The 25,659-nt window shown below is 53.5% G+C and carries 25 protein-coding genes, 1 pseudogene and 1 riboswitch; of the genes and pseudogenes, 15 read left to right on the top strand and 11 right to left on the bottom strand.

Features of this window, described 5'->3' with window-relative positions; translation table 11 throughout:
* Positions 1 to 140: 140 nt before the first annotated feature.
* The 7 genes from QWV57_RS02295 to QWV57_RS02265 all read left to right on the top strand — a co-directional run bounded on the left by QWV57_RS02295 (position 141) and on the right by QWV57_RS02265 (position 5,545).
* Positions 141 to 365: a DUF1128 domain-containing protein gene (locus QWV57_RS02295; protein ID WP_011229922.1), complete on the top strand. Its 225-nt coding sequence runs from the start codon at positions 141 to 143 to the stop codon at positions 363 to 365.
* A gap of 129 nt (positions 366 to 494) precedes the next feature.
* A riboswitch (SAM riboswitch) is annotated at positions 495 to 599 on the top strand.
* A 125-nt stretch (positions 600 to 724) separates the two neighbouring features.
* A complete protein-coding gene (locus QWV57_RS02290) occupies positions 725 to 1,432 on the top strand; it encodes a phosphoadenylyl-sulfate reductase (RefSeq protein WP_015373933.1) in 708 nt (235 codons plus the stop codon).
* 273 nt (positions 1,433 to 1,705) lie between these two features.
* Positions 1,706 to 2,866, top strand: a complete 1,161-nt coding sequence (sat, locus tag QWV57_RS02285) for a sulfate adenylyltransferase (protein WP_015373931.1) — start codon at positions 1,706 to 1,708, stop codon at positions 2,864 to 2,866.
* A gap of 12 nt (positions 2,867 to 2,878) precedes the next feature.
* Entirely contained in the window at positions 2,879 to 3,490 is a 612-nt protein-coding gene (gene cysC, locus QWV57_RS02280) for an adenylyl-sulfate kinase (RefSeq protein ID WP_015373930.1), read from the top strand.
* A 148-nt stretch (positions 3,491 to 3,638) separates the two neighbouring features.
* On the top strand, positions 3,639 to 4,415 hold the full coding sequence (cobA, locus tag QWV57_RS02275) for a uroporphyrinogen-III C-methyltransferase (protein ID WP_015373929.1): 777 nt from the start codon (positions 3,639 to 3,641) through the stop codon (positions 4,413 to 4,415).
* A 10-nt stretch (positions 4,416 to 4,425) separates the two neighbouring features.
* Positions 4,426 to 5,172 carry a sirohydrochlorin chelatase gene (locus QWV57_RS02270; protein ID WP_033005041.1) on the top strand — a complete coding sequence of 249 codons (747 nt, stop codon included), beginning with the start codon at positions 4,426 to 4,428 and terminating at the stop codon, positions 5,170 to 5,172.
* An 88-nt stretch (positions 5,173 to 5,260) separates the two neighbouring features.
* A complete protein-coding gene (locus tag QWV57_RS02265; RefSeq protein WP_013146356.1) occupies positions 5,261 to 5,545 on the top strand; it encodes an acylphosphatase in 285 nt (94 codons plus the stop codon).
* 166 nt (positions 5,546 to 5,711) lie between these two features.
* Here QWV57_RS02265 and QWV57_RS02260 read toward each other — a convergent pair whose 3' ends face one another.
* The gene (locus QWV57_RS02260; protein WP_301100266.1) at positions 5,712 to 6,479 is read right to left on the bottom strand and encodes an arginase family protein; all 768 of its coding nucleotides are present in this window, start codon (positions 6,477 to 6,479) and stop codon (positions 5,712 to 5,714) included.
* A 165-nt stretch (positions 6,480 to 6,644) separates the two neighbouring features.
* Between QWV57_RS02260 and QWV57_RS02255 the strand changes: the two genes are divergently transcribed.
* Positions 6,645 to 6,992, top strand: a complete 348-nt coding sequence (locus QWV57_RS02255) for a YojF family protein (protein WP_013146358.1) — start codon at positions 6,645 to 6,647, stop codon at positions 6,990 to 6,992.
* 13 nt (positions 6,993 to 7,005) lie between these two features.
* Positions 7,006 to 7,659 carry a bacillithiol biosynthesis deacetylase BshB2 gene (gene bshB2, locus QWV57_RS02250; RefSeq protein WP_015373926.1) on the top strand — a complete coding sequence of 218 codons (654 nt, stop codon included), beginning with the start codon at positions 7,006 to 7,008 and terminating at the stop codon, positions 7,657 to 7,659.
* Between the two features lie 124 nt (positions 7,660 to 7,783).
* Here the strand turns inward: bshB2 and QWV57_RS02245 are convergent, their stop codons facing one another.
* The 5 genes from QWV57_RS02245 to QWV57_RS02225 form a co-directional block, all read right to left on the bottom strand.
* Positions 7,784 to 8,596, bottom strand: coding sequence for a PhzF family phenazine biosynthesis protein (locus tag QWV57_RS02245; protein ID WP_129447380.1), 813 nt, complete (start codon positions 8,594 to 8,596; stop codon positions 7,784 to 7,786).
* The gene (locus QWV57_RS02240; RefSeq protein ID WP_129447379.1) at positions 8,593 to 9,234 is read right to left on the bottom strand and encodes a precorrin-2 dehydrogenase/sirohydrochlorin ferrochelatase family protein; all 642 of its coding nucleotides are present in this window, start codon (positions 9,232 to 9,234) and stop codon (positions 8,593 to 8,595) included. The genes QWV57_RS02245 and QWV57_RS02240 overlap by 4 nt, the downstream gene beginning before the upstream one ends.
* 166 nt (positions 9,235 to 9,400) lie before the next feature.
* Positions 9,401 to 9,970 carry a PX domain-containing protein gene (locus QWV57_RS02235; protein ID WP_015373923.1) on the bottom strand — a complete coding sequence of 190 codons (570 nt, stop codon included), beginning with the start codon at positions 9,968 to 9,970 and terminating at the stop codon, positions 9,401 to 9,403.
* A 205-nt stretch (positions 9,971 to 10,175) separates the two neighbouring features.
* Positions 10,176 to 10,547, bottom strand: coding sequence for a DnaJ family domain-containing protein (locus tag QWV57_RS02230; RefSeq protein ID WP_013144260.1), 372 nt, complete (start codon positions 10,545 to 10,547; stop codon positions 10,176 to 10,178).
* 1 nt (position 10,548) lies between these two features.
* A complete protein-coding gene (locus tag QWV57_RS02225) occupies positions 10,549 to 13,002 on the bottom strand; it encodes a putative bifunctional diguanylate cyclase/phosphodiesterase (protein WP_301100253.1) in 2,454 nt (817 codons plus the stop codon).
* A gap of 347 nt (positions 13,003 to 13,349) precedes the next feature.
* Here QWV57_RS02225 and QWV57_RS02220 point away from each other — a divergent pair, with 347 nt between their 5' ends.
* Complete coding sequence (locus QWV57_RS02220; protein WP_020754354.1) at positions 13,350 to 13,802, top strand: C40 family peptidase; 453 nt, start codon at positions 13,350 to 13,352, stop codon at positions 13,800 to 13,802.
* A gap of 339 nt (positions 13,803 to 14,141) precedes the next feature.
* Entirely contained in the window at positions 14,142 to 15,149 is a 1,008-nt protein-coding gene (gene mreBH, locus QWV57_RS02215; protein ID WP_015373920.1) for a rod-share determining protein MreBH, read from the top strand.
* Between the two features lie 114 nt (positions 15,150 to 15,263).
* On the opposite strand, the gene QWV57_RS02210 is transcribed toward mreBH, so the two are convergent.
* The 3 genes and pseudogenes from QWV57_RS02210 to QWV57_RS02200 all read right to left on the bottom strand — a co-directional run bounded on the left by QWV57_RS02210 (position 15,264) and on the right by QWV57_RS02200 (position 19,815).
* Positions 15,264 to 16,628: a (Fe-S)-binding protein gene (locus QWV57_RS02210; RefSeq protein ID WP_020754357.1), complete on the bottom strand. Its 1,365-nt coding sequence runs from the start codon at positions 16,626 to 16,628 to the stop codon at positions 15,264 to 15,266.
* Complete coding sequence (gene glcD / locus QWV57_RS02205) at positions 16,625 to 18,037, bottom strand: glycolate oxidase subunit GlcD (RefSeq protein ID WP_060788166.1); 1,413 nt, start codon at positions 18,035 to 18,037, stop codon at positions 16,625 to 16,627. Before glcD ends, QWV57_RS02210 begins: the two co-directional genes overlap by 4 nt.
* A gap of 105 nt (positions 18,038 to 18,142) precedes the next feature.
* Positions 18,143 to 19,815, bottom strand: a pseudogene (locus QWV57_RS02200) (L-lactate permease).
* A 310-nt stretch (positions 19,816 to 20,125) separates the two neighbouring features.
* On the opposite strand from QWV57_RS02200, the gene QWV57_RS02195 reads away from it, so the two are divergent.
* From QWV57_RS02195 to QWV57_RS02180, 4 genes are all read left to right on the top strand, one after another.
* Positions 20,126 to 20,851: a FadR/GntR family transcriptional regulator gene (locus QWV57_RS02195; RefSeq protein WP_033024674.1), complete on the top strand. Its 726-nt coding sequence runs from the start codon at positions 20,126 to 20,128 to the stop codon at positions 20,849 to 20,851.
* Positions 20,852 to 20,960: 109 nt separating this feature from the next.
* Entirely contained in the window at positions 20,961 to 21,680 is a 720-nt protein-coding gene (locus tag QWV57_RS02190) for a (Fe-S)-binding protein (RefSeq protein ID WP_015373915.1), read from the top strand.
* 17 nt (positions 21,681 to 21,697) lie between these two features.
* The gene (locus QWV57_RS02185; RefSeq protein WP_020754364.1) at positions 21,698 to 23,128 is read left to right on the top strand and encodes a LutB/LldF family L-lactate oxidation iron-sulfur protein; all 1,431 of its coding nucleotides are present in this window, start codon (positions 21,698 to 21,700) and stop codon (positions 23,126 to 23,128) included.
* Positions 23,125 to 23,847, top strand: a complete 723-nt coding sequence (locus QWV57_RS02180; protein ID WP_237419770.1) for a LutC/YkgG family protein — start codon at positions 23,125 to 23,127, stop codon at positions 23,845 to 23,847. The genes QWV57_RS02185 and QWV57_RS02180 overlap by 4 nt, the downstream gene beginning before the upstream one ends.
* Positions 23,848 to 23,988: 141 nt before the next feature.
* Here QWV57_RS02180 and QWV57_RS02175 read toward each other — a convergent pair whose 3' ends face one another.
* Both QWV57_RS02175 and QWV57_RS02170 read right to left on the bottom strand, forming a co-directional pair.
* Positions 23,989 to 24,327 (bottom strand): hypothetical protein, encoded by a 339-nt coding sequence (locus tag QWV57_RS02175; RefSeq protein ID WP_020754366.1) that lies wholly within the window; start codon positions 24,325 to 24,327, stop codon positions 23,989 to 23,991.
* Between the two features lie 82 nt (positions 24,328 to 24,409).
* On the bottom strand, positions 24,410 to 25,546 hold the full coding sequence (locus QWV57_RS02170) for an amidase domain-containing protein (protein WP_033005045.1): 1,137 nt from the start codon (positions 25,544 to 25,546) through the stop codon (positions 24,410 to 24,412).
* Positions 25,547 to 25,659: the final 113 nt, after the last annotated feature.

Below are 25,659 nucleotides of genomic sequence, written 5' to 3'. Positions count from 1 at the left end.
TAGACTGGCACTATGCATGTGCACCTACATTTTACCACATCATCCGTTTTTCATCAGAAAAGCAAGCCATGCAATCTCTCCCCATTCTTCCTGCACCTATGGTACAATACATAGTAACTTGCCATGAAAGGAGTAAACGAATGGATTTATCAAAACGGTCGGCGGAAAACGTCGCCTACATGATCGAACAGTTGAAGCAAAAGTTGAAAGTGCTGAACTTGGATGCCATCAAGCCGTCCCATTTTTCCGAGGAATGGTACGATGAGTTGAGAGACATTTACGAGATGGTGATGAAACGCGAGACGTTCAGCCCAAGCGAAATGCAGGCGATTGTCGAAGAGCTCGGAAGCCTGCGCAAAAAATAACGCTCCCATCTGCTGTTAGGCAGGCAATGCAGCTGTTTCGTATAAAAACAATTCCTATCGAAAAACTATGATTGACATTATCGTCAATTGTGCTAAAATTTTAATCAATTAAATGACATGCGTTGCATACGTTGCTCGAGAGTGAGGGAGGAATGGGCTCAATGAACTCCGACAACCTGCCGCCTATAGCAAAGTGCCAATTCCAGCTAAAGAAGATCTTTAGTAAAATAAGGGGCTCCCTTTCTCCCGCTCTTTCTGATTCATGCAAGGAAGGATTTTTGCCGCCGAATTGCCGTTTGGCCGCTATATATCCGACTAATTACGTGGATTTTCTTTGATTTTGTGAGGAGGAGAAACCGATGCTCACGTATGATCAGTGGGAAACGGCGGAAAAACCGTCTTTTCCGTCCGATAATGAAACAAAAGGGGCGCTTGACGTCCTGGCCTGGGCGTATCGCGAATACGGCGATGAGATCGTATACGCGTGCAGCTTCGGCATCGAGGGGATTGTGCTGATTGATCTCATCTCTCGGGTCAAACCGAACGCCGAAATTGTCTTTTTGGATACCGGTCTGCATTTTCCAGAGACATACGATACGATCGCGAAAGTGAAAGAAAAATATCCGTCGCTTCGCATCGTGATGAAGCAGCCGCGCTTGACGTTGGAAGAACAGAAGGCGCAGTTTGGCGACGAGTTATGGAAACGCGACCCGAACAAATGCTGTGAGCTGCGCAAAGTCATTCCGCTGCGCGAGGTGCTGACCGGGGTGACGGCGTGGATTTCCGGCTTGCGCCGCGAGCAATCGCCGACGCGGCGGCATGTCGAGTACATTAACAAAGACGACAAGTTCCGTTCGATTAAAGTTTGTCCGCTCATTCACTGGACGTGGAAAGACGTTTGGAATTACGTGTATAAACACGGCCTTCCGTACAACGTGCTCCACGACCGCGGCTACCCGAGCATCGGTTGCGCCCCGTGCACCGCTCCGGCTACAGATCCGAACGACTTGCGCTCCGGGCGCTGGGCTGGCCAAGGAAAGACGGAATGCGGTCTCCATCTCGCCTAAGGAGAGAACATTGACATGCTCCTTGCCATTGCTTTGATCGCATCCTTTTTCTTCGCCATGAACATCGGGGCAAGCGGCGCGGCGGCCTCGATAGGCGTCGCTGATGAATCGGACGCCATTCCGAATCGTCAAGCTACTGTTTGACAGCGACGTCTATACGGTCATCGCCATCTTGAGCGTCTGCTTGGCGTCATTAGCCTAAAAAAAGAGCGCTTGCCTCATGAACATGGCAGCGGCATTTCACAACATCTATCAATCTAGGAGGTTATGAACATGAGCGTAAGCATCCCGCATGGCGGCACATTGATCAATCGTTGGAATCCGGACTATCCGCTTGATGAGGCGACCAAAACGATCGAGCTCTCCAAAGCCGAACTGAGCGACTTGGAGCTGATCGGAACGGGCGCCTACAGCCCCCTCACTGGTTTTTTAACGAAAACGGATTACGACGCGGTTGTTGAAACCATGCGTCTTTCTGACGGCACCGTCTGGAGCATTCCGATCACGCTCGCGGTAACAGAAGAAAAAGCGAAAGAGCTCGCCGTCGGCGATAAGGCGAAACTCGTTTATCGTGGCGACGTCTACGGCGTCATTGAGATTGCTGACATTTACCGCCCGGACAAAACGAAAGAAGCGAAGCTCGTTTATAAAACGGATGAACTTGCCCACCCAGGCGTGCGCAAACTGTTTGAAAAGCCGGATGTGTATGTCGGCGGGGAGATTACGCTTGTCAAACGGACCGACAAAGGCCAATTCGCCGCGTTTTATTTTGATCCAGCGGAAACGCGGAAAAAGTTTGCTGAGTTTGGCTGGAACACCGTTGTCGGCTTCCAAACGCGCAATCCGGTTCACCGCGCCCATGAATACATTCAAAAATGCGCGCTCGAGATCGTTGATGGCCTGTTTTTAAACCCACTCGTCGGCGAAACGAAAGCGGACGATATTCCGGCTGACATCCGGATGGAAAGCTATCAAGTGCTGCTGGAAAACTATTACCCGAAAGACCGCGTTTTCCTCGGCGTCTTCCAAGCTGCGATGCGCTATGCCGGTCCGCGTGAAGCCATTTTCCACGCAATGGTGCGCAAAAATTTCGGCTGCACGCACTTCATCGTCGGCCGCGACCACGCTGGTGTCGGCAATTATTACGGTACGTATGATGCGCAAAAAATCTTCTTGAACTTTACGGCTGAAGAGCTTGGCATTACGCCGCTCTTTTTCGAACATAGCTTTTACTGCACGAAATGCGAAGGGATGGCATCGACAAAAACGTGTCCGCATGACGCGAAATACCATGTCGTCCTTTCCGGCACGAAAGTTCGTGAAATGCTGCGCAACGGCCAAGTGCCGCCGAGCACGTTCAGCCGCCCGGAAGTGGCCGCCGTCTTGATCAAAGGGCTGCAAGAACGCGAAACGGTCGCCCCGTCAGCGCGCTAAAGGAGGATGGCGATGAGCACGAACATCGTTTGGCATCACACATCGGTCACAAAAGAAGATCGTCGCAAGCGCAACGGCCATCATAGCGCCATCCTTTGGTTCACCGGGCTGTCCGGCTCCGGCAAATCGACGGTGGCCAATGCCGTCTCCAGACGACTGTTTGAGCTCGGCATTCAGAATTATGTCTTAGACGGCGACAACATCCGGCACGGGCTCAATAAAGATCTCGGCTTTTCCGCCGCCGACCGGACGGAAAACATCCGCCGCATCGGCGAAGTGGCAAAGCTGTTTGTCGACAGCGGCCAGTTTGTGCTGACGGCGTTCATCTCGCCGTTTGCCGAAGACCGGGCGCTCGTCCGCCGCTTAGTCGAAGAAGACGAGTTTATCGAAATTTACGTCAACTGCCCGCTTGAAGAATGCGAAAAGCGCGATCCGAAAGGGCTGTATCAAAAAGCTCGCCGCGGGGAAATCCGTGAATTTACGGGCATCGACTCGCCGTACGAAGCGCCGGAAGCACCGGAGCTGACGATCGAAACACACCGTTATTCGGTTGACGAATGTGTCGAGCAAGTGCTCGCCTACCTGCGCGAGCGAGGAATGATCCCGGATGCGAAAACAGACTGATTCCCCCGTCCTCTGCCAAAAAAGAACGGGAGGTCATTTGACAAGGTCGTTTTCATCCCAAGGCAGACCATTTACAATAAAAGCAGCCGAGCATCCATGCCGTTTTCCGGCGGCTGGCTGAATCATGCACGAAGGGGCTGAAACAACGATGGGCAAAGTATATCTTGTCGGCGCCGGCCCCGGCGACCCGGAACTCATTACCGTCAAAGGATTAAAATGCATCCAGCAGGCGGATGTCATTTTGTACGACCGTCTCATCAATGAAGAGTTGCTTTCATATGCCAAGCCGGACGCCGAACTCATCTTTTGCGGCAAGCTGCCCGGCTTCCATGCCATGCAGCAGGAAACGATCAACCATGCGCTCGTCTGGCATGCCAAAAAAGGAAAAACGGTCGTCCGCTTAAAGGGCGGCGATCCGTTCGTGTTCGGGCGCGGCGGCGAAGAGGCCGAGGCGCTGGCCAAACATGGGATCGAATTTGAGATCGTTCCCGGCATCACCTCCGCCATCGCGGCGGCGGCTTACGCCGGCATCCCTGTCACCCATCGCGCGTTCAGCTCAAGCGTCGCCTTTGTCACCGGGCATCGGCGCGACGGAAGTCGTGACGAGATCAAATGGGAAAGCCTCGCCAAAGGCATCGATACGATCGCCATTTACATGGGGGTTCATCACTTGCCATACATTTGCGGCCAGCTGATGAAATACGGCAAAGCGCCGGAGACGCCGGCGGCGGTCATCGAATGGGGAACGACAACGGCTCAGCGCACCGTCACCGGCACACTCGCGACGATCGCCGGAATCGCCGCCAAAGAAAACATCCAAAATCCGAGCATGATCATGATCGGAGACGTCGTCCGGCTGCGGGCCAACATTCAATGGTTCGAACGGTTGCTTGCGTCATCGGCAGCCGCTGAGGCAACATCGTGAGGCGATGGCGATGGAAGCTGTTTTATATGTCAGCCACGGCAGCCGCATTGCCGCCGCGCGCCATGAAGCGGCGCGTTTCGTCGAACAGTGCCGGAGGGTCATCGATATTCCGATTCAAGAGCTATGCTTTGTCGAGCTCGCGGAACCGGACATTGTCACCGGCGTTGACCGTTGTGTCGCCCAAGGGGCGACACGCGTCATCGTCGTTCCGCTTCTCCTTCTTTCTGCAGGGCATGCCAAACACGATATTCCAGCGGCATTGGACATCGCGAGACGGCGCCATCCGTCCGTTGATATCCTCTGCGGCGCTCCGTTCGGCGTCCATGAAGCGATGATCGACATCGTGATCGACCGCATCAGCGAACAGTCCGCACCGCTTGACGGCGAATCGATGATCCTTCTTGTCGGCCGCGGCAGCAGTGATCCAGACACGAAGCGCGACATGTCCGCCATCGCTGCGCTTTTAAAAGAAAAAACGAACGTGCCGCACGTGGACGTTTGTTTTCTCGCTGCCATCCGCCCGACGCTTGATGAAGGGCTCCAACGGGCCCATGCATCGGCGTATCGGCGTGTGTTTGTCGTCCCGTACTTATTGTTTACCGGCGTCTTAATGAAAACGATCGAACGGAAGTTGCAGGGGTTCTCTGTTTCCGACAAAGAGTGGCATTTATGCTCTTACCTAGGCGATCACCCGCGGCTTGTGCTGCTCATTCAACAACAAGTATTATCGCTATCATCCGTAAAAAAAGGAGCTTGAACCATCAAGCTCCTCTTTTCATGTACTTTCCGCCTCATCTATTATATGATGGAAACAGAACAACCGTGATGAAGGAGGACTCATCGGCGTGAAAAGAGTTCATGTCATCGTGGAAGGGCGCGTGCAAGGCGTCGGGTTTCGATACTTCGTCCAACACGAAGCGCTAAAACGGCAGCTGACCGGTTGGGTGAAAAACAATGATGACGGAACAGTGGAAATGGAAGTTCAGGGGGATGAAAGCGCCCTTCAACTCTTTTTGGACACCATTGAAGCCGGAACGATGTTTGCCAAAGTCGCCCGCATGCACATCGAGCCGCGCGATGTCCGCTCCGATGAAAAACAATTTCGCATTATGTACGGGAGCGGCTTTTGACAACTAGGCTCATCCCCTCAAGCAGCGGCCTTCCCGGCTTTTTCGGCCATCGAGCCGGCAGAAGCGCCGGCTCGCTTGCCAAAATCCGAAGGGACAGCGTCTTCCTTGCTTTTCTGATCGCCAAACCAAAAGCGGTTCTGCCTTTCCCACGCTTCTCGCCGCTCGATTACGTCGGCCGCAAATGCGGCGCCGCATAGTGGAAATATGTCTCCAAGATGGCCATGTTCGCCTGCTCATTTTTTCCCCGCGCTTCGCGACAAAGCGGGTCGAACATGTCGACAGCGGAGGGCGGGTATTCGCCGCATATGTCCACGCCGAGCACTTTTTTATGGAATAAAAGCAACCGCAGGCAGGCGAGCAACCGGGATAGCGGAATCACTCCTTGATCCCAGTTCGTGACCGCGTCTTCGCGACGAAGAGCGTCTTTATCGATGCTGATATAGATGCTTCCGGTCGGGATGGCCTCGATGAGCGCTTTTGGCCATTCATCATGATCATCAAATGGAAGAACAGTCATTTTCGGAGATAAACGGAGTTGATGCGAAGAAGCAGTTGGGCCAACGATCACGACTTTTTGCAGCCGCGGATGCTTAAGTGCATAGGAGACCCATGAGCCGCACGAAATGACATCATCCCCTCCTTCAGCATCCGTATGGCGGTCAAAAAGCACAAGCATAAACGGTTCGTTGATTTCTTTAAGCAATAAATACGTGACATAATGGTAGTTGCCGCTGCCGATCAGCACCGCCCCGCGCTTCCGCCGCCGCTCAAGCCGCCGCTCAATTTCAGCAAGCGCCGCTTCGCTGCAATACAAATTCGTCTCCGGCACGTCGGCGAGATCGACCCATTCGTGCGGGAACTGAAACAGCCGCTTTTGCGGCCGGTACACGCCGTCAAAATTCAACACCGTGACACCATTGCCTTGAAACCCCATCGATCATCACCCTTCTTTCGTTGAATCATCATTCAACGCTTTGTAGGTGCGGATGAGTCCAAGATGTGTCTCTTTTTTTATTATACAATAGAAGTCGAAATAGTTCCGCTCACACGCCTCGGTCATGTACAATAATAGAAAAACAAACAGCAAGGAGGGAGCCGCTTGCAACCGATCGACACGGCCGCCGTACAAGAGGCGCTGAATCGTTTTGCCAATCGCGACGTATATATTCATTTGGAAACGACGAACGGAGCATACGCCTCCCATCATAACGATGGCTTTTATTCCGTCGGCGCCTACATCCGCAACGCCTGCATTCGCTTCACCCGCGGCAAGATTACCGGCCCTGGGCCATATCGCGTCGGACTGAAGCTTGATCTTGGCTGGGTGTACGCCGAAGGGCTGACCCATTGGGAATGGACAGAAAAAGGACAGTTGCTGCTAGCAGGCCATGATGATCAAGGGAAATTGGCCGTGGCTCTCGAACTAAGCAACGAACCGTTTGTGTAAGGAGGGAGTTCCGTTGAATGAACGACATGTGCTCGTTGTTTTTCCCCACCCGGACGATGAAGCGTTCGGCGTGTCGGGAACGATTGCCGAGCATGCGCAAAACAGCACGCCGGTGACATACGTTTGCTTAACGCTCGGCGAAATGGGGCGCAATATGGGCGTGCCTCCGTTTGCCAACCGCGAAACGCTTCCACACATCCGCAAGCAAGAACTGGAGGAAGCATGCCGCATTCTTGGCATTCATGATTTGCGCCTGCTCGGCTATCGCGACAAGACGGTCGAGTTTGAGGATGAAGAAGAGCTGGCTGACCGGATCGCCGCCATCGTGGCGGAAACGAATCCATCGCTTGTCATTACGTTTTACCCCGGCTACAGCGTCCATCCCGATCATGACGCGTGTGGAGCCGCTGTCATCCGCGCCTTAAAGCGCTGGCCGAAAGAAGAACGGCCAACCGTCCATTGCGTTGCGTTTGCGAAAAACTGCGAACAAGACCTTGGCCAGCCGGATGTCGTGCGCGATGTCAGCTCGGTGATCGAGACGAAGCTGGCCGCCATTCGCGCCCACCGTTCGCAAACCGAAGGGCTGATGCAGGCAGCCTCCAAGCGCGGCGATGCGCTTGCCTGGCTGAAAACGGAGCGGTTTTGGACGTATCGGTGGGATGATTAAGCGGTCGGACACCGATTTGGGTGGGGGCGCTTTGTTCCGCCCCCCCTATTTTCCTATTGGGTGCGATCCCATTGTCCAAACGCATGCAAACATCGCTGTCCGGCCAGGCAGCTGCTATCTTCATCTATAGCCAAACATACGCTTCTTCGGCCAATTCCCCCTTCAGCACAGTGACCGCTTTTCCTTCCAGATGCACTCTCTCCCCCGCCATCGTCACCCGCACAATGCCGCCGCGGGCTGAAGCTTGGTAGCCGACTAACGTCGTTTTCCCAAGCTTGTCCGCCCAATACGGCCCAAGGCAGCAGTGCGCCGAGCCGGTGACTGGATCTTCAGGAACACCAATAGTTGGAAAAAAAGCCCGCGATACAAAGTCTACTCCCTCCGTCATCGAGCGGCTTGTTACGATCACACCGAGGGCATCCACTTGTTGAAGCAAGTGAAAATCCGGCTGCAGCTCATGCACGATTCGTTCTGAATCAACTTCCACTAAATAGTCAAACCGGTTTCGCCCGATAAACAGCGGTTCAGCTGGCAAGGCACCAACAAGCGCAGCAGGAGGCGACTCGTCCAACATTGGCGCTTCATTCGGAAAATCAAGCCGAATCCAGCCATCGTTGTTGACAGCCGTTAACACCCCGCTGTTCGTGAAAAAGGCAATCGCTTCATCTCGGCGGTGTTCCCCGCGCTCCCACAGCACATGGGCGCTCGCCAACGTTGCATGGCCGCACAAGTCAACCTCTGCTTTAGGAGTAAACCAACGCAGACGATAGCCGCCCTCATGTGGAACTAAAAAAGCCGTCTCAGACAAATTCATTTCTGCGGCAACACGCTGCATCCACTCATCACGGGCCGGCTGCGGCAACAAGCAGACGGCCGCCGGGTTGCCGGCAAACGGCCGGTCAGTGAACGCATCGACAATATACATCGGAATGTTCATAGCTCTTTCCCTCTTTCCCCATTTCGTTCTTTTTCGTTCGCCAATAGCTGGGCCAACTCTTCATCCCATCGGCCGCGCTGCCGGAAAGAATCAGCAGCGAGCGCCTGAAACAGCCGCTTCCGTCCCTCAGCGTCCTCCACTTCGCGCAATACAACGTCGCGGGCCCGCTGCAAAAACTGAAGATACGGCCCATACTCTTCGCCATACTTCTCCTCAAGCTGGCGGCGAATGCGGCGGGCCACCGCCGGACTTGCCCCCCCGGTCGACACGGCAATGGTAAGCGGACCGCGGCGGACAACAGCGGGAACGTGAAAATCGCATCGCTCCGGGTCGTCCACGACATTTACGAGTTGACCGGGTGTTGCTGCTTGCGCCACCGCTTCATTCACCTTGCGATCATTCGTCGCGGCAATCACCAAAAAGGCCTCCGCCAAATCGTCTGGGTCAAACCGCTTTTTCTTCCAAACGATCATCCCCCCCGCGGCCAACGCTTGAAGCTCCGGCTCCGCTTCAGGCGCAATCATCACGATTTCCGCCCCTGCCTCTAACAATCCATGAATTTTCCTTGCCGCCACCTTCCCGCCGCCGACAACGACCGCGCGGCGGCCGCGCACATGAAGAACAATCGGATACCCCACGGCGCAACCCTCCCATTCCAGCATCAGGCAGACTGAGTCGGTTTCTGCGCAAAAACAGGCGCAATCTTCCCGGACTGCCTGCCTTGGCAGACAACCAAAAGGCGTTTCCAACCAAAATGTAAAAAAAGAAGCCGTGCATTGAACACGGCCTTTTTCTTCCATTATATCATCCTTGTTTCACTTCCTGAAGCCATTTCGCCAACCGTTCATTTTTCTTTTTCATATGCTCAAGCCATTGCGGAAGCAGCTTTTTCATCGCCTCCTGGTCGTTGTTCTCCATCGCTTGCCTCGTTTGTTCATGAAGCTGGTGAAGCTGTTGTTTTTCTTCTTTCGTCATCCACCGTTTCTTTTTATGCAACTGTTTCAGCTCTTGTTTAAACTGTTCTTTGGTGATTTTTTTATTGGCCAGCTGGTCGATGAGCCGGTCAAGCGCTGCTTCGCGCTCTTTTTTCATCTTTTTGCACTTTTCTTTGATGGCCTGTTTCACATTTTCATCGTTCAACTGCTGACGCAACGCGTTCCGCTCATCCAGCACTTTTTTCCATTCTTCTTCCTGCTCAGGCGTATATTTTTGGACCATCTCCATCCACTTTTGCTCGTCAAGTCCCTCATGCTTCCACATATGGCCGACCGGCAAATGCACATCGGCCCCCCCGCCTGCATGGCTTCGAGCAGACACCCATGACGGCATCGCCAGAACGAGCGAAGCAAAAAAGGCAACCCATAATTTTCTCATCATGTGCACTCCTTTTTTCATTTCGTTCACGATCCATCAACGACTAGACAGCTGGGATCAATCATTCTTTATTTTCCCTCCTTTGCGCTGCCTCCTTTCCGATCATTTACTCCTTCCTTATTTTCCCCGTTTTTTGGACATCTTTGCATAAAAAATGAGGAAACCCGCAAAACAATCGTGTTTCCTCAAGATATGAAGGAATCGTCTAGCGAAATTTCTCTTCAATGCGCCGCCCGTAGTCGCGCAATGCCTTCGAGTTTGTCTGCCCCCGTTTCTTCATCAGTTCCGCAAACCGAAGCTGTTTTTCCGTCCGCTTTTTCTCCAGCTCCCGTTTTTCCTCATCATCCTCGCAGCAACGAAGCAAGTCCTCGAGCGTCAAAAGTTCTTTGCGCAACTCCGCTTCTTCCCTCACATAGCCGGCGTTTTTCAGCAACAAATACCCGAGCCGCAGCTCCTCTGGAATGCGGGAAAGGTCTTCAATCTCAAGCGGTTTGCCGAAGCCGGGCAAGTTGTCGAACTCGCCGTTTTTCATCGCCTCGCGAATTTTCTCCTCGGCGATGCGCCAAAATCCGTCCATGTTACCTCAGCTCCTGCGCCTGCCGCCTCACGCGCTGCTCGTTTAAGAACCGGACGAGCTCGTCATACGGAAGCGGCGGGGAAAAATAATAGCCTTGCGCCTCATCGCACCGTTTTCCTTGCAAATAAGCCGCTTCGGTCTCCGTTTCGACCCCTTCAGCCAGCACCTTTACACCTATATTATGCCCGAGTCGGATGATCGCCGGCAAGATGACATCTTTTTTTCCTTGAATATGCTGAACAAACGAACGGTCGATCTTCAGCCGATCGATCGGCAAATCCGTCAAGTAGCTGAGCGAACTGTAACCAGTGCCGAAATCATCCATGCTGATCGTCACACCAAGCCCCTTCAGCTTTGACAAAATATCGAGCGCACGCTCCGTATCCATTGTCATTCGTTCCGTAATTTCCAGATCTAAATGGTGCGGCGGCAGCCCGGTGTCGGCGAGCAGGCCGGCGAGCTTATCCACAAATCGGCGGCTTTCAAACTCGTATGGCGACAAATTTACCGAGACAGACAAGTGCGGAAACCGGTCAAGCAGCTGTTTTGTTTGCCGGCAAGCCGTGCGGATGACCCATTCATTGATCGGAATGATCATGCCGGTCTGTTCGGCAACCGGGATAAACAATGACGGCGAAACCATCCCTTTTTCCGGATGGCGCCAGCGAATCAACGCCTCCATGCCGATCACTTGCCGGTCGTGAAGCCGAATTTGCGGCTGATAGTACAATTCAAATTCCTCATGTTCAAGCGCACGCCGCAAGTCGCGTTCCATCGCCATCTTTTCATTGAGACGAATCGCCATCGGCTCCGTGAAAAAGAGAAAATCGCTCGCCGCTTTTTTTCGCGCCTCGTAGCGGGCAATATCCGCCTTGCGAATCAACGTTTTTGCATCCTCCCCATCTTTTGGGTAGACGCTGATGCCGATGTTCACGGTCACATATAGCTCAAGGCCGTTGACAACGATCGGTTCGTCAGCAGCTTCAATCAACCGTTTCGCTGCTTCCTCCGCTTTTTCATTGGCGCTATCCGGCAGCACAGCGATAAATTCATTTCCGCTCCAACGTCCAACCATAATTCCTTTCTGTTCTCGCCAAAGGCGGGCCAGCTGGAGCAAGACCTCATCTCCAACAGCATAGCCGTAAAAATCGTTGATCGTCTTAATGCCGCTCACTTCCAAAAACATGACAGCCGCTTCTTGGCCATTCCGTTTAGCGCCGGCGAGGCATTGTTCGATCTGTTTATACATCGCTTCCTTGTTCGGGAGACCGGTCAGTTCATCATGGCTGGCAAAGTATTGCAGCCGCCTTTCGTTTTGCTTCTGCTCGGTCAAGTCGCGGACGGCAGCAACCATCACATTTTGCCATTCGTAATCGTAACGGCGCTGCAACACTTCCGCCGGAAACACCGTTCCATCCTTTCGGCGCAGTTCGATTTCAAACCGCTTGCGCTCCCCATCCGAGCGAGCTTCTGTCATCGACCCTTGAACTACAAGATCATCTACAGGCAAATGAACCAATTCACTTTCTGTATAACCAAGCAAGCGACACGCCGCCTCATTGACTTCGATAATTTTGCCGCCCGCATAGACGATCAAGCCTTCCATCGTCATTTCCGCCAGCCTCCGCAGTCGATGCTCGTTGGATGCGAGCGTTTTTTTATAGACAGCCAACGCCTTCCGTTCCATTTGTTGATGCAAAGCGAGCAAATAGGCAACCGCTGACGCCAAAAACATGGCCATCATCGTCCACAGGGCCTTTTTCCGTCCTCGTTGCAAATGTTGCTCATACGTTTTGGCATCAAAATCGATGCCAACAACCGCATCCACTGTCCCGTCCGATTGACGAATCGGCATAAACGCGCTGATGCTCCTTCCCCATTCATCCGTTGTCGGATGCTGTTCCATCGCAAACCGGCCGTGGAACGCCTCTTCGATCTCTGGAAAATGGCGGCGGTAAACTGTCCCAGGTGGAACCGCTTGTTCCTTTTCGCCGTCGATGCGGCCGTTCCGATTGTAGTCAGTCGCTGGCGCTGCCACGAAATATAGCTCACCGTGTTCATTCTTTTTTAACGTATACACGCTCAACACGCGGCCATAATGTTGCCAACGCTCCAGCACCGCCATCACCGTGTGATACGCAGGCAGATGTTCCGCCCTTTCATCGAGCCGTTCGTGCCCCATGGCGGCCAAATCGCCGGCGATCATGCCGGCGATTTGCTTTGTGGCTTCCTCATATTCACGATGTTCTTGTTTTTCAGCATAATGGATATAGATCATCCCTGCCCCTAAAAAAAGCAAGGAAACGGTGGCAAACACAACAGTCAGTCTCGGCGCCGCCAGCCATGGGATGCCTCCCCAGTGCCGTTTTGCCATCCAATGGCCGTATACATAGACACCGCCGACCGTTAAAAAAAGGCCAAAAATATACAAGATATATTCCAGTTGATTCGACATCCTCCATCACCGTCATCGATTCTTCGACGCTTTGCTTTCATTATAAGACGACCATTCTTCGCTCTGCCTCCCTCCACCGTTCCTATTTGTTCGACAGCTTACGACATTCATCTACCGGTCATAGGACTCGGGTATGAGACACCGTTTCCACGCTTACGACCATAAAGCCAGGTCGGCCGAAACGAAAAGATCTATCTATTGGTATAAGCCTTTAGGACGAGGTGCTATATTTGTAACGGCGCTGTAACATTATTTAATCCAACTGTAAAAAACAAGTCTAGTTTCCTCTGCTATACTCTAGTTGAGAGACGTCGAATCGGAAAAGATTTTGTCGGGGGTTAGGGGAAATGAAAAAATGGTATTCTCTCCTGTTCGTATCCATGATCGTTCTATTTTCCTCCTTCTTTGTAAGCACTTCCAGTTCTGACGCAGCCGCCAACAAGACGAGGCTGATCGCCGAGGCCAAAAAACTGGTCGGCACTCCGTATCGGTATGGTGGCACAACGCCAAAAGGATTTGACTGCTCGGGATTTGTTTACTATACCCATAAAAAAGTCGGCGTCACGTTGCCTCGTACTTCGCGAGAAATGTACAAAGAAGGTGCATACGTACATAAGTCCCAATTGCAGCCGGGAGATTTAGTGTTTTTCGACACTTCCAAACAGACGAAAGGGGTCTCCCACGTCGCGATCTATATTGGCAACAACCAAGTGATTCATGCCGTTTCCCGCGGTGTCAAAATCGACAGCTTAAACAGCAGCTATTGGAAAACAAGATATGTCGGAGCCAAGCGTCTGTAGCGGTTCATTGCAAAAGCTCTCTGTCATATTAAGCGCGCTTAATAGGCAGGGGGTTTTTATTATGCAAAAAAAAAAAAAAAAGCGGCCCTCCGAAACCGAAGGGCCCAATATATATTCATAGGGGATCGGGGGAATACTTGGAAAACGTTACGCTATTATTCATTTCCTCCCTTTTCGTCTTTTATACATGAAAACAAAAAAATTTTTTATGATCCCCAGCCGCAACAGCTTCTCCCTCTCGTTTCGACAATGTGGACATAAAACCGCCGTTCTTGTCGAATGGTATAGATGATGACTGGTTGTCCGTTCATCGATTTTTGACAAAGGCAGGTGTTTCCGTTGTTCGCTTCCTCACAGCTGGGCGTTGATTTAGGGACGATGAATGTCAGGCTGTTCAGCCAGACGAAAGGGCTTCTGTTTGACGAACCAGCAACAGTCGCCTATAACCGCCAGGCGGACAAGCTCATGGCAATCGGCCAAAAGGCAAAACAAATGATCGGCAAAACTCCGCCCCATGTTGAAGTGACGTATCCATTGCGAAACGGCGTGATCGCTGATTTTGACCGCGCCAAGGCGCTGTTGCAGCAAGTCTTTAAACAATCAAGCAAACAGCTCGGCCTCGCTTTCAAAAAACCAGACGTCGTCATGAGCGTCCCATTCCACGCCACCTCCGTCGAGCGCCGCTCTTTTTACGAAATCGCCAAACATTGCGGAGCAAAGCATATTCAGTTTATTGAGGAACCCGTCGCAGCCGCCATCGGCGCAGATTTGCCGGTCGGCGAGCCAGTCGCGAATGTCGTCGTCCATTTAGGGGCCGGCAAAACAGAAGCCGCGATTATCTCGTTTGGCGGCGTTGTTGCCTGCCGCTCGCTTCGCATCGGCGGCAACCAGCTTGACGAAGACATTATGCAATATGTCCGCCAGCACTACAGTTTGCTAATCGGCGAACAGACGGCCGAACAAGTGAAAATCGAAATCGGCAGCGCCCCGGGAACGGTCATGGAACAGTCGGTGACGATCCATGGCCGCGATTTTGTCACCGGCTTCCTCAAAGCGGTGTCCTTGGACCCAACCGAAGTGCAAACGGCCATCAAAGAATCGCTTTGGCAAATCGCCGAAGCCATTCGCGCTGTTCTTGAAGAATGCCCGGCCGAACTGAGCGGCGACATCATCGACCGCGGCGTCGTGCTCACCGGCGGAGGCGCCTTGCTGCATGGCATCGAGCAATGGCTGAGCACGGAACTGCACGTGCCCGTGCATGTCGCGCCCAATCCGGCTGAAGCGGTCGCCATCGGCACAGGGAAGGCGCTTCGGGCGATGCCAAAGCGCCTCGATGCAGCGCTGTAGCTTATTTCCAACTCCCAATCATGGAAGCAACTCAAAGCCCCCGCGTCATCGCGGGGGTTCTTGTTAGACCGGCTATGGACATCCCTGGCGCGCAAGAGGCCGCTCACTGTGGTGTTAGGACGTCTGCCAAATGCGCTCCTCCCCTTGCGCTGCCTGTGCTCCCTCGGCGGCCTCAAGCAGCAAGTCCACAATATGGACGGCGCGGACGCTTCCTGACAGCCCGGCCCGTTCAATGCCAAGTTTCATTTGCAGCAAGCAGCCTGGGTTCGCCGTCACGATCGTCGTCGCTTTCGTTTGTTTCGCCATTTCCATTTTGTAGTCTAAAATTTGCATTGACATCTCCGGTTCCACAAGGTTGTAAATGCCGGCCGATCCACAGCAGCGGTCAGCATCTTTCATCTCGCGGAACTCGACGCCGTCAATCGCCCGCAACAAACGGCGCGGGGCTGCCGCTGTTTTCATAACGTTGCGCAAATGGCACGAATCTTGGTAGGTGACCGTTTGCGGCGCCACGCGGAGCGGCCGTTGATGAAATCCCAGCTCGACAAGCACTTCGGAAATATCTTTCACTTTCGCCGCAAACGCCGCCGCCCGTCCGCGCCATTCGGGATCGTCTTTTAGCAAATGTTCATATTCCAACAAAAACGCCCCGCAGCCGCCGGCGTTCGTCACAATGTAGTCGACGTCGAGCTGCTCAAAAGCGGCAATGTTTCGCTTTGCCAGCTCTTTCGCCATCTCCTTCTCCCCGCCATGCCCATGCAATGCTCCGCAGCACCCTTGGGACGGCGGAATGATGACTTCGCAGCCGGCGAGCTGCAACAGACGCAGCGTCGCATCGTTTGTCGCCATAAACATCGTATCCATCAAGCAGCCGGCGAAAAAGGCGACCCGTTTTTTCACCGCATCATCTGGGTTGAAGCGATGCGGCCGGTTTTTCATCTCTTTTGCGGTCGGCACGTCCGGCAACACGCGCTCCATTTGCCGGAACGAGGCCGGAAGCAGGCGAAGCAGCCCGGTTTTGCGGGCAAGCGTCCGCAAGCCGGAGCGCTGATACCAACCGAGAAGCGCCGTCGCCTTCCGCATCCGTTCTTGATGCGGAAACAGTCCGGCAAACACAAGCTTGCGGATGAGGCGAACCGGAAGCGGCATTTTTTTATGCTGGGCGATAATGTCACGCGCCTCTTCCAACAGATGGCCGTAGCGGACGCCGGACGGACAGACTGGTTCGCACGCCCGGCATCCTAAACATAAGTGGAGCGCTCGTTCCACTTCCTCGTCCGGTTCAATCAAACCGTCCACGACCGCTTTCATCAACGCAATCCGCCCGCGCGGCGATTGGGCTTCTTGCCGCCCCGATTCGATGTACGTCGGACATGATGGCAGGCAAAAGCCACAGCGCATACAGTTCATCAGTTCATCCTCATCCATCCGTTCTTGAAACGCTTTCTGAATGAGCGCTCGTTCTATCTTCGTTGTCATCGTGTCACCACCACCCGTTTTCTCGTGCTTTTGGCGAACACTTTGCCCGGATTCATAATATTGTTCGGGTCGAGCGCCTGCTTGACCGCTTTCATGGCAGCGATGCCGGCCGGACCGAGCTTCCATTCCAAATACGGCGCTTTCATCACCCCGACGCCGTGTTCGCCGGTAATCGTGCCACCCAATTCAATCGCTTTGGCGAAAATTTCTTCAAACGCTCGTTCCACCTGCTCCATTTCTTCACGATTGCGGGCGTCGGTCGGACAGGTCGGGTGCAAGTTGCCGTCGCCGGCATGGCCGAACGTACAGATCTTTACTTGATACTTCTCGGCAATTTCGTTGATCGCTTTGACCATTTTGGCGATTTCCGAGCGCGGCACGGTTGCGTCCTCTAAAATCGTCGTCGGTTTCAAACGCGCCAGCGCCGACAGCGCCGCCCGCCGCGCCGTCCGCAGCGCCTCTGCTTCTTCCTCCGAGCGGGCGAGCTGAACGGACACCGCCTGCTCGGCCCGGCAAATATCGGCCATCTTTTTCATATCGCGCTCTACCACTTCCTTCGGTCCATCCTGCTCAATCAGCAGCACGGCCTTGACATTGGTCGGCAAGCCGATGCGGGCAAAATCTTCGACCACTTCCAATGTCGGCTGGTCCAAAAACTCGAGCGTCGCTGGAATGATCTTGTTGGCGATGATTTTCGACACCGAACGGGCGGCCGCCTCCAAATCTTGATAAAGAGCGAGCATCGTCTGCTTCGTCTCTGGCATCGGAATAAGTTTTAACGTCGCTTCGGTGACAATGCCAAGCGTTCCTTCCGATCCGACAAACAGACGGGTTAAGTCATAGCCAGCTACATCTTTTGCCAGCTTGCCACCGGTGCGGATGACATCGCCGTTCGCTAGGACGACTTCCAACCCGAGCACATAGTCGCGCGTCACCCCGTATTTCAGACCGCGCAAGCCGCCTGAGTTTTCGCTGATGTTGCCGCCAATCGTTGAAATTTTCATCGACCCCGGGTCCGGCGGATAAAACAATCCTTTTTCTTCAACGGCTTTCGCCAAATCAAGCGTCACCACTCCCGGCTGAACAGTCGCGGTTAAGTTTTCCTCATCAATTTCCAAAATGCGGTTCATATGGTTAAACAGAAGAACGATCCCGCCTTCGACCGGACACGTGCCGGCGCAAAGGTTCGTGCCCGACCCGCGCGGCACGATCGGGATGCGATACTCGTTGCAAATTTTCGCGATTTCCGCCACTTCCTGGGTAGTTCGCGGCGCAATGACCGCATCGGGGAGCGACTGAAACTGCGGCGTGGCATCATACGAATAGACGAGCCGCCCCGTTTTCGTGTCATCGTAGTTTTCAGCTCCCACGACTTGAATCAACCGTTTTTTCGCCTCATTTGGAATCAATGGTCTCACCCTTTCCACATCGTCTGCATTCGTCGACAGTGGAAAAGGGGCCGGGCTTGGCGCCCGTTTCCATCCCGGCCAAGCCTCGTCCCCCCTTCGTTGCCGTTACGGAATCATCCACGACAATACCGTCGATTGCAAGTAAACAAGAATGCCAATCAAGATGATTAAGAACACGCTATGTTTGACCGTGAAGCGGAACAAGTCGGATTCTTTGCCGGTCAAACCGACGGCCGCACAGGCGACCGCGATCGATTGCGGCGAAATCATTTTCCCGACAACGCCGCCTGATGAGTTGGCCGCCAACGCCAGCACCGGATCCATGCCGATCGATGCCGCCGTCACTTTTTGCAGGTTGCCGAACAACAAGTTCGACGACGTGTCGGAACCGGTGATAAACACGCCGAGCCAGCCTAAAATCGGCGAGAAGAACGGGAACAACGGGCCTGTTTTGGCCAACGCCATCCCAAGCGTCGTGCTCATGCCTGACGAGTTGGCAATGTAGGCAAAGCCGACGACCGAAGCGATCGTCACAATCGGATATTTCAATTCGTTAAGCGTTTCCACAAACGTGCGGCCCCACTCTTTCCACGAGATGCCGATGATGAACTTGGTGACGACCGCCGCCAGCAAAATCGCCGTCCCAGCCGCGCCGAGCAGCTCAAGCTTATACACCGCAGCGATCGGTTGGCCGCTTGGGTTCAAAATTTGGTTGTTGAGCCCCGGCACCGGCGGCATAAACGTCAAGTGGACGCCGATAGCGTTGACCAACTTCAACAAGCCGTTTGTCCCTTCATAATGGCCGGTGAGCGCCGCTTTCACTTGCGGGATGCCCCAAAGCGAGATCAAGGCCGTCAGCACAAGAAACGGCGACCAAGCGCGGAATACTTCCCCGCCGCGATGCGAAATGCGAGCCATTTGACCAGCGGCCGCCACTTCCGACTCCGTTGCAAAGCGGAATGTGCTTTTCGGCTTCCAATATTTCAAAAAGACAGCCAACGCGACGATCGAAACGAGCGAGGACAAAATGTCCGGCAGCTCCGGTCCTAAAAAGTTCGAGGTGAAATATTGCGTCAGCGCAAACGAAACGCCGGAGACGATAATGGCCGGCAACACTTCGACTGTCTTTTTCCATCCTGCCATAATCAAAACGAGATAGAACGGAATGAACACCGATAAAAACGGCAGCTGCCGCCCGACCATTTTCGAAATTTCCATCGCCGGCACACCGGTCGGCCCTTCCATCGAGATGATCGGAATCCCGACCGCCCCGAACGCCACCGGCGCTGTGTTGGCGATCAAGCAAATGCCCGCGGCATACAGCGGGTTGAACCCCAACCCGGCAAGAAGCGCCGCTGAAATCGCCACCGGGGCGCCAAACCCAGCTGCTCCTTCCAAAAAGCGCCAAACGAAAAGGCAATCAGCAGCGCCTGCAGCCGCCGGTCTTCGGTGAGCGAGACAACCGAATTGCGGATAATGTCAAAGTGGCCTGTTTTCACCGTCAGCTTGTATAAAAAGACAGAGGTGATGATGATCCAGCCGATCGGGAGCAGCCCGTACACCGCCCCTTGCGTCACTGACATCACCGCTTTTCCAGCCGGCATTCTGTAAGCGATTACAGCCAACACCAAAGCAAGCAGCAGCGTCGTCAACCCAGCGATGTGCCCTTTCATCCGCTTGACAGCCAGCGCCCAAAAGAAATACAAAATCGGAATGAGTGCAACAATGGCCGATAACCAAAGCTGGTCGGCGATTGGCGTGAAGTCCTGCTTCCACATGCGGTTTTCTCCTCCCCTTTGCGCCTGACTTCGCGGCGTTTGCGAGATCGTCCGCCCATCCTTTTCATTCTAGTCTTCTAGTCATCAGATGACCGGATAAGAAACGCCGTCTGTCTCACATTATAAAAGTACTCAACAAAAAAGACAATAGTATTTTTTCATTTTTCTAACTTTTTCTCTTATCCCCTTCTCCTTTCCGTCCGCAAAAAAGCGCTTGTCCTTCCCCTTTATGCTGTATCATAATAGACAGTGCGGATGCATTGCTTTTGAAAACGGGAAATCCATTCTTCCGAACATTGAGGTGGAACCATTGGCATTTAAACGAATCAAAACGAAAAAAATCTATGAAGAAGTGGCCGAAGCGATTTTTGATATGATCAAAAACGGCGAGCTGAAACCCGGTGACAAACTTGATTCCGTCCAGCAGCTCGCTGAGCAATTTCAAGTTGGGCGCGCCGCCATTCGCGAGGCGCTCACTGCCTTGAAAGCAATGGGGTTGATCGAACTGCGGCAAGGAGAGGGGACGTACGTCCGTGAGTTCGATCCGACGATGATGACGTTTCCGTTATCCATGGCGGTCTTAATGAACAAAGAAGATATTTGGCATTTGCTTGAAGTGCGCAAGCTGCTTGAGGCAGGAGCCGCCTCGCTCGCCGCCTCCAAACGGACAGAGCGCGACCTTGAGGCGATGGCACAAGCGCTTCGGCAAATGAAAGAAGGCATCGGCAGCGGTGAGCTTGGGGAGAAGGCCGATTGGGCGTTTCATATGGCCATCGCCGAGGCGTCGCAAAATCCGATGCTCACAAGCATCATGAACAGCGTCTCCGGCATGATCGTTGAAACGATGCGGGAAACGCGCCGCATTTGGCTGTTTTCGAAACAAACGACGACCGAAAAGCTGCTTGCCGAACACCAAGCGATTTTCGAAGCCATTCGCGACCAAAATCCGGACGCCGCCCGGGCGCGCATGCTTGAACATTTGACCAATGTCGAAAACGTATTGCGCCGCTACATTCGCACTCAGCAGCCAAACTGAGTGCGTTTTTTGCAAAAAAGAGCTACGAATCTGAAAAAATGGTTTATAATAGACATATAGTCATCAGATGACCTGCTCACCCATCCCCAAAAAACAGGAGGGAGAAGAAGTGAAAGTATCGTTGTTTGTCACTTGCCTCATCGACCTCTTTTACACGAATGCCGGCAAAGCGACCGTCGAACTGCTCGAGCGGCTCGGCTGCGAGGTTGATTTTCCGGAGGCGCAAACGTGCTGCGGCCAGCCCGCGTATAACAGCGGTTATGTCAAAGAGTCAAAAGAAGCCATGAAACAGATGATGCGCGCGTTCGCCCACGCTGATTACGTCGTCACCCCATCCGGCTCGTGCGCGGCGATGTTAAAAGAATATCCGCACATTTTCCACGGCGACCCGGAATGGGAAGCGGAGGCGAAACGGCTCGCAGCGAAAACGTACGAGCTGACGCAATTTCTCGTTGACGTCCTGAAAGTCGAAGATGTCGGCGCCTCGCTTCACGGGCGGGCGACGTACCATACGTCTTGCCATATGACCCGCCTTCTTGGCGTGAAAGACGCACCGCTCCGGCTGTTGGAACATGTCAAAGGGCTTGAGCTCGTTCCGCTGCCGAACGCCCACCAGTGCTGCGGGTTTGGCGGCACATTTTCTGTCAAAATGGGGCCGATTTCCGAACAAATGGTCGATGAAAAGATCGGGCATATCGAAGAGGTGGAAGCAGACTATTTAATCGGCGCCGACTGCGGCTGTTTAATGAACATCGGCGGCCGCATCGGGCGGCTTGGCAAACCGATTCGCGTCATGCATATCGCCGAAGTGCTCAATCAACAAAAGTAAGAGAGGGGGACTCGGACATGCCGATGAAAATTGAAAACGGTCCGTTTTGGAAGCGGGTCGAGGAAAACTTGCAAAATGATTTTATGCGCGGGGCGGTCGCCGGCATGCAAGACCGCGGCTATGTGCGGCGGCTTGGCGTCATCGAAGAGCTCGGCCATTGGGAGGAGTGGCGCTCGCTCGCCGAACAAATCCGAAAGCATACGCTGGAAAACTTGGACTATTATTTAATGCAGCTCAGTGAAAACGTTGCCAAACGAGGCGGCCACGTTTTTTTCGCCCAGACGGCTGAAGAAGCGAACGACTACATCCGCCGCATCGCCTTGGAAAAACAGGCGAAAAAAATCGTCAAATCAAAATCGATGGTGACCGAAGAAATCAACTTAAACCCGGTGCTCGAAGCCATCGGCTGCCAAGTGGTCGAAACGGACCTTGGCGAATACATTTTGCAAATCGATGACCATGACCCGCCGTCGCATATCGTGGGTCCAGCGCTCCATAAAAACAAAGAGCAAATCCGCGACGTCTTCCGCCGCAAGCTCGGCTATACGAAGTCGTCCGATCCGGTTGAACTCGCCCGCCATGCCCGTGAGATGCTGCGGCGCGACTATTTGACCGCTGACATCGGCATCACCGGGTGCAACTTCGCCATCGCCGAATCGGGCTCGATCACGCTCGTCACGAACGAAGGCAACGCCGACTTGGTGACCGCATTGCCGAAAACGCAAATTACCGTCATGGGGATGGAGCGGATCGTTCCGACGTTTGAGGAGATGGAAGTGCTTGTGAGTATGTTGACACGCAGCGCCGTCGGGCAAAAACTGACGAGCTACATCACCGTTCTCACCGGTCCGCGCGACGAAGGAGACGCTGACGGTCCGGAAGAATTCCATCTCGTCATCGTTGACAACGGACGCTCCTCGATTTTAGGGACGGAATTCCAGCCCATATTGCAATGCATCCGCTGCGCGGCTTGCGTCAACGTTTGTCCAGTATATCGCCATATCGGCGGCCATTCGTACGGCTCGATTTACTCCGGCCCGATCGGCGCGGTATTGTCGCCGCTGTTGGGCGGCTACGACGACTACAAGGAGCTTCCGTACGCCTCCTCGCTGTGCGCCGCCTGTACCGAGGCGTGCCCGGTGAAAATCCCGCTTCACGAGCTGCTCATCAAGCATCGCCAAATCATCGTCGAGCGGGAAGGAAAAGCGCCGGTCGCAGAAAAACTGGCGATGAAAGCGTTCCGCCTCGGGACAGCCTCATCGTCGCTCTACCGCTTCGGCACGAAATTCGCACCGAGCGCCTTCGCTCCGTTTGTAGAGGACGGGCGCGTCACAAAAGGACCCGGGCCGCTGAAAGCATGGACGGAAAGCCGCGAATTTCCGGCGCCGAGCAAAGAACGGTTCCGTGACTGGTTCCAAACACGCCAAAAAGGAGGGAATCCATCATGACGCGTGGCACCATTCAAAACCGCGATGCGTTTTTGCAAACCATCGCCGAGCGCCTTGGGAGAAGCCCGCGCCTGTCCGGCGTCTCCCGGCCGCAATGGGATTATGCGCCGCAATGGACGGTGTTTGCCGGCTATAGCCAAGACGACTTGCTGAACGTGCTGCAAAAACAATGCGGATTGATCCATACCGATTACATCGAGACGACAAGCGCCGAACTTGCCGGCGCACTGAGGCGGCAAGTGGCCGCCTACGGCGGCGGTCCGGTCATCGTGCCGGATGACCCGCGCTTTGCCGAGTACGGGCTGTCCGCCTTGCTTCGCGACGAATGGCCCGCGGAACAAACGACCGTCCATATTTGGAATCCGGCGCTTGGACGCCAAAACATTGACGCCGCCGAGCAGGCGAACGTCGGCATCGCCTTCAGCGACATCACGCTCGCGGAATCAGGGACAGTCGTGTTGTTTTCGCGCAATGAACAAGGGCGGGCCATTCACTTTTTGCCGAAAACATATATCGCCATCGTCCCGAAAAGCACGGTCGTGCCGCGCATGACGCAAGCGGCGGCGGTCATTCACGAGCAAATCGAAAAAGGCGGGCTCGTCCCGTCGTGCATCAACTTCATCACCGGGCCGAGCAACTCGGCTGACATTGAAATGAACTTAGTCGTCGGCGTCCACGGCCCGATGAAAGCGGCGTATATCGTCGTCACCGACCGCTGACCAAAACGAAACGGTGCCCTTTCTTGATCATGGGGCACCGTTTTTTCTTCAATATTGCCGGCTGACATCGACCGCATTGGCAAGCGGTTCGCCGGTTTCGATGCAGCGAAAATGGTTGTTCGCAACGGTTTGACGTCTTGATCAATTCGGATGGAACGGACTGACAGACACTTTCGCGTGATTTTTCACATCCGTAACGACCAGCAAAATCAGCCTTCCCTTCTTCTCATACACAAAAGCTGACCCCCACCGGTCAACTTGAGTCCATTGACGTTTCTCCAATTCGTCAAGATAATAGTCAGCCACTTCCTCCGCCGAAGAAGACGCAACAACAAACTCCACCCGTTCATCCACCGAACGAATGTCACTCGCCTTTGGGTGCAGGGGAATATCGTCATACCCTGGGACCGTCTGTTGTTGCTCACAACCTGAAAAGAAAATCATGACAAGGAGCAAAACTAGCGGGATGCCTATACGCACTTCATCCCCTCCCGTAGAATACTAGCTTTGGAATTAGCCCGTTGACGGCCAAATGGATTGATCATCCATCGCGATTTCCCATTTAGTTCACCCAATAGTAATCTGTCACATGGAGGAACCGGGTCGTCTTGGCCCCCAAATCCCAATAGCGATGGTACGTATCATTGGTATGATAGTTGACATACGGTTGACCATTCCTGATCTCAACGACAATCGCGCTGTGGTCCAAGATGCCATCACCGTCAAAATCGTAATATATGCTGTCACCCAATTGCAAATCAGTTGCCCTGGAAACGTATGTGCCGCGATGCTCATCTGTCTCATTGTTGCGGGAAAGATGATACGCTTGATCGTGGGCCACGGACCAGCTGTAAGTCCATGCGTCATCCCCGGTCCCTGAAGTTCCTTTGGTATTGTACCACCAAACATACGGTTCCGCCCAAGCTTGCCGAGCGGAGCCTCCTTCGTAGAACGACTGAGACACGAAATTAGCGCAGTCATTCGAAAAAGATCGGTATTTCGGGTTACGCCCATTCCACCATCGATTCGCGTAGTTGACAGCTCCTTGGCGAGAGTAGTAGGTGTAAAAACCTTGAATGACAACATCGCCTCCAGCGATTGAGATAGGTGGAGTCTCTGAACCCGATGCCCCAACCTTCCGCACGTTTTCCTGTCCTCTTTTCGAATACGTATCTTGGTAGTTCATCCCAACAATCAGCCAATCTCCATCACGTTTGATCAATGTAGCCGAATAAGGAATGTTAGCCTCTTTGGTGATCACAGATTCATTCGATCCCGGAAACACGGACTCATACTCAACAGAAACCAGGGCCCGGACCTTAGCCATTTTACCATTGATCTCAACACTTTCAAAAACAGGGTGAACCTCCACATTTGAATATCGAAATCCAGCACGATAAGCAGGTTCCAAGTAGTGCCTTCTTACGTAAGCACGCTCACGGCTTTCCTCTTGTTCGGAAACACTCGGATCATAAAACCGTTTCACGTTCACTTGCGGATCAATCATCAACTGCCATCGAGCCTCTAAAGCATGGACAACCTTCTGCTTCACAGCAGCAAGATCACTATCATTTGAAGGATTTACCACTAAGTTAGCAGCTCCAGCCAAGCTGCCTCCTGAAATGAACAGACTCGTTAGTCCTCCTACGAACACAATCAGTGAAATGACCAATCGTTTCAAGTGTAATGGGTGAAACATAACCTTCACTCTCCCCCTCTACACCATTTTTCATCACCATATCAACACCAAGTCAGTTTATAAAAAAGATATCTCGAAGTCACCCTAATTTATCGATCCCCCTTCCTTAGTGG

It is taken from the genome of Geobacillus zalihae, assembly GCF_030414215.1.
Taxonomy (GTDB): Bacteria; Bacillota; Bacilli; order Bacillales; family Anoxybacillaceae; genus Geobacillus; species Geobacillus zalihae.
Note: the sequence above shows the minus strand (reverse complement) of the source record. Positions and strands in the feature narration are given on the sequence as shown.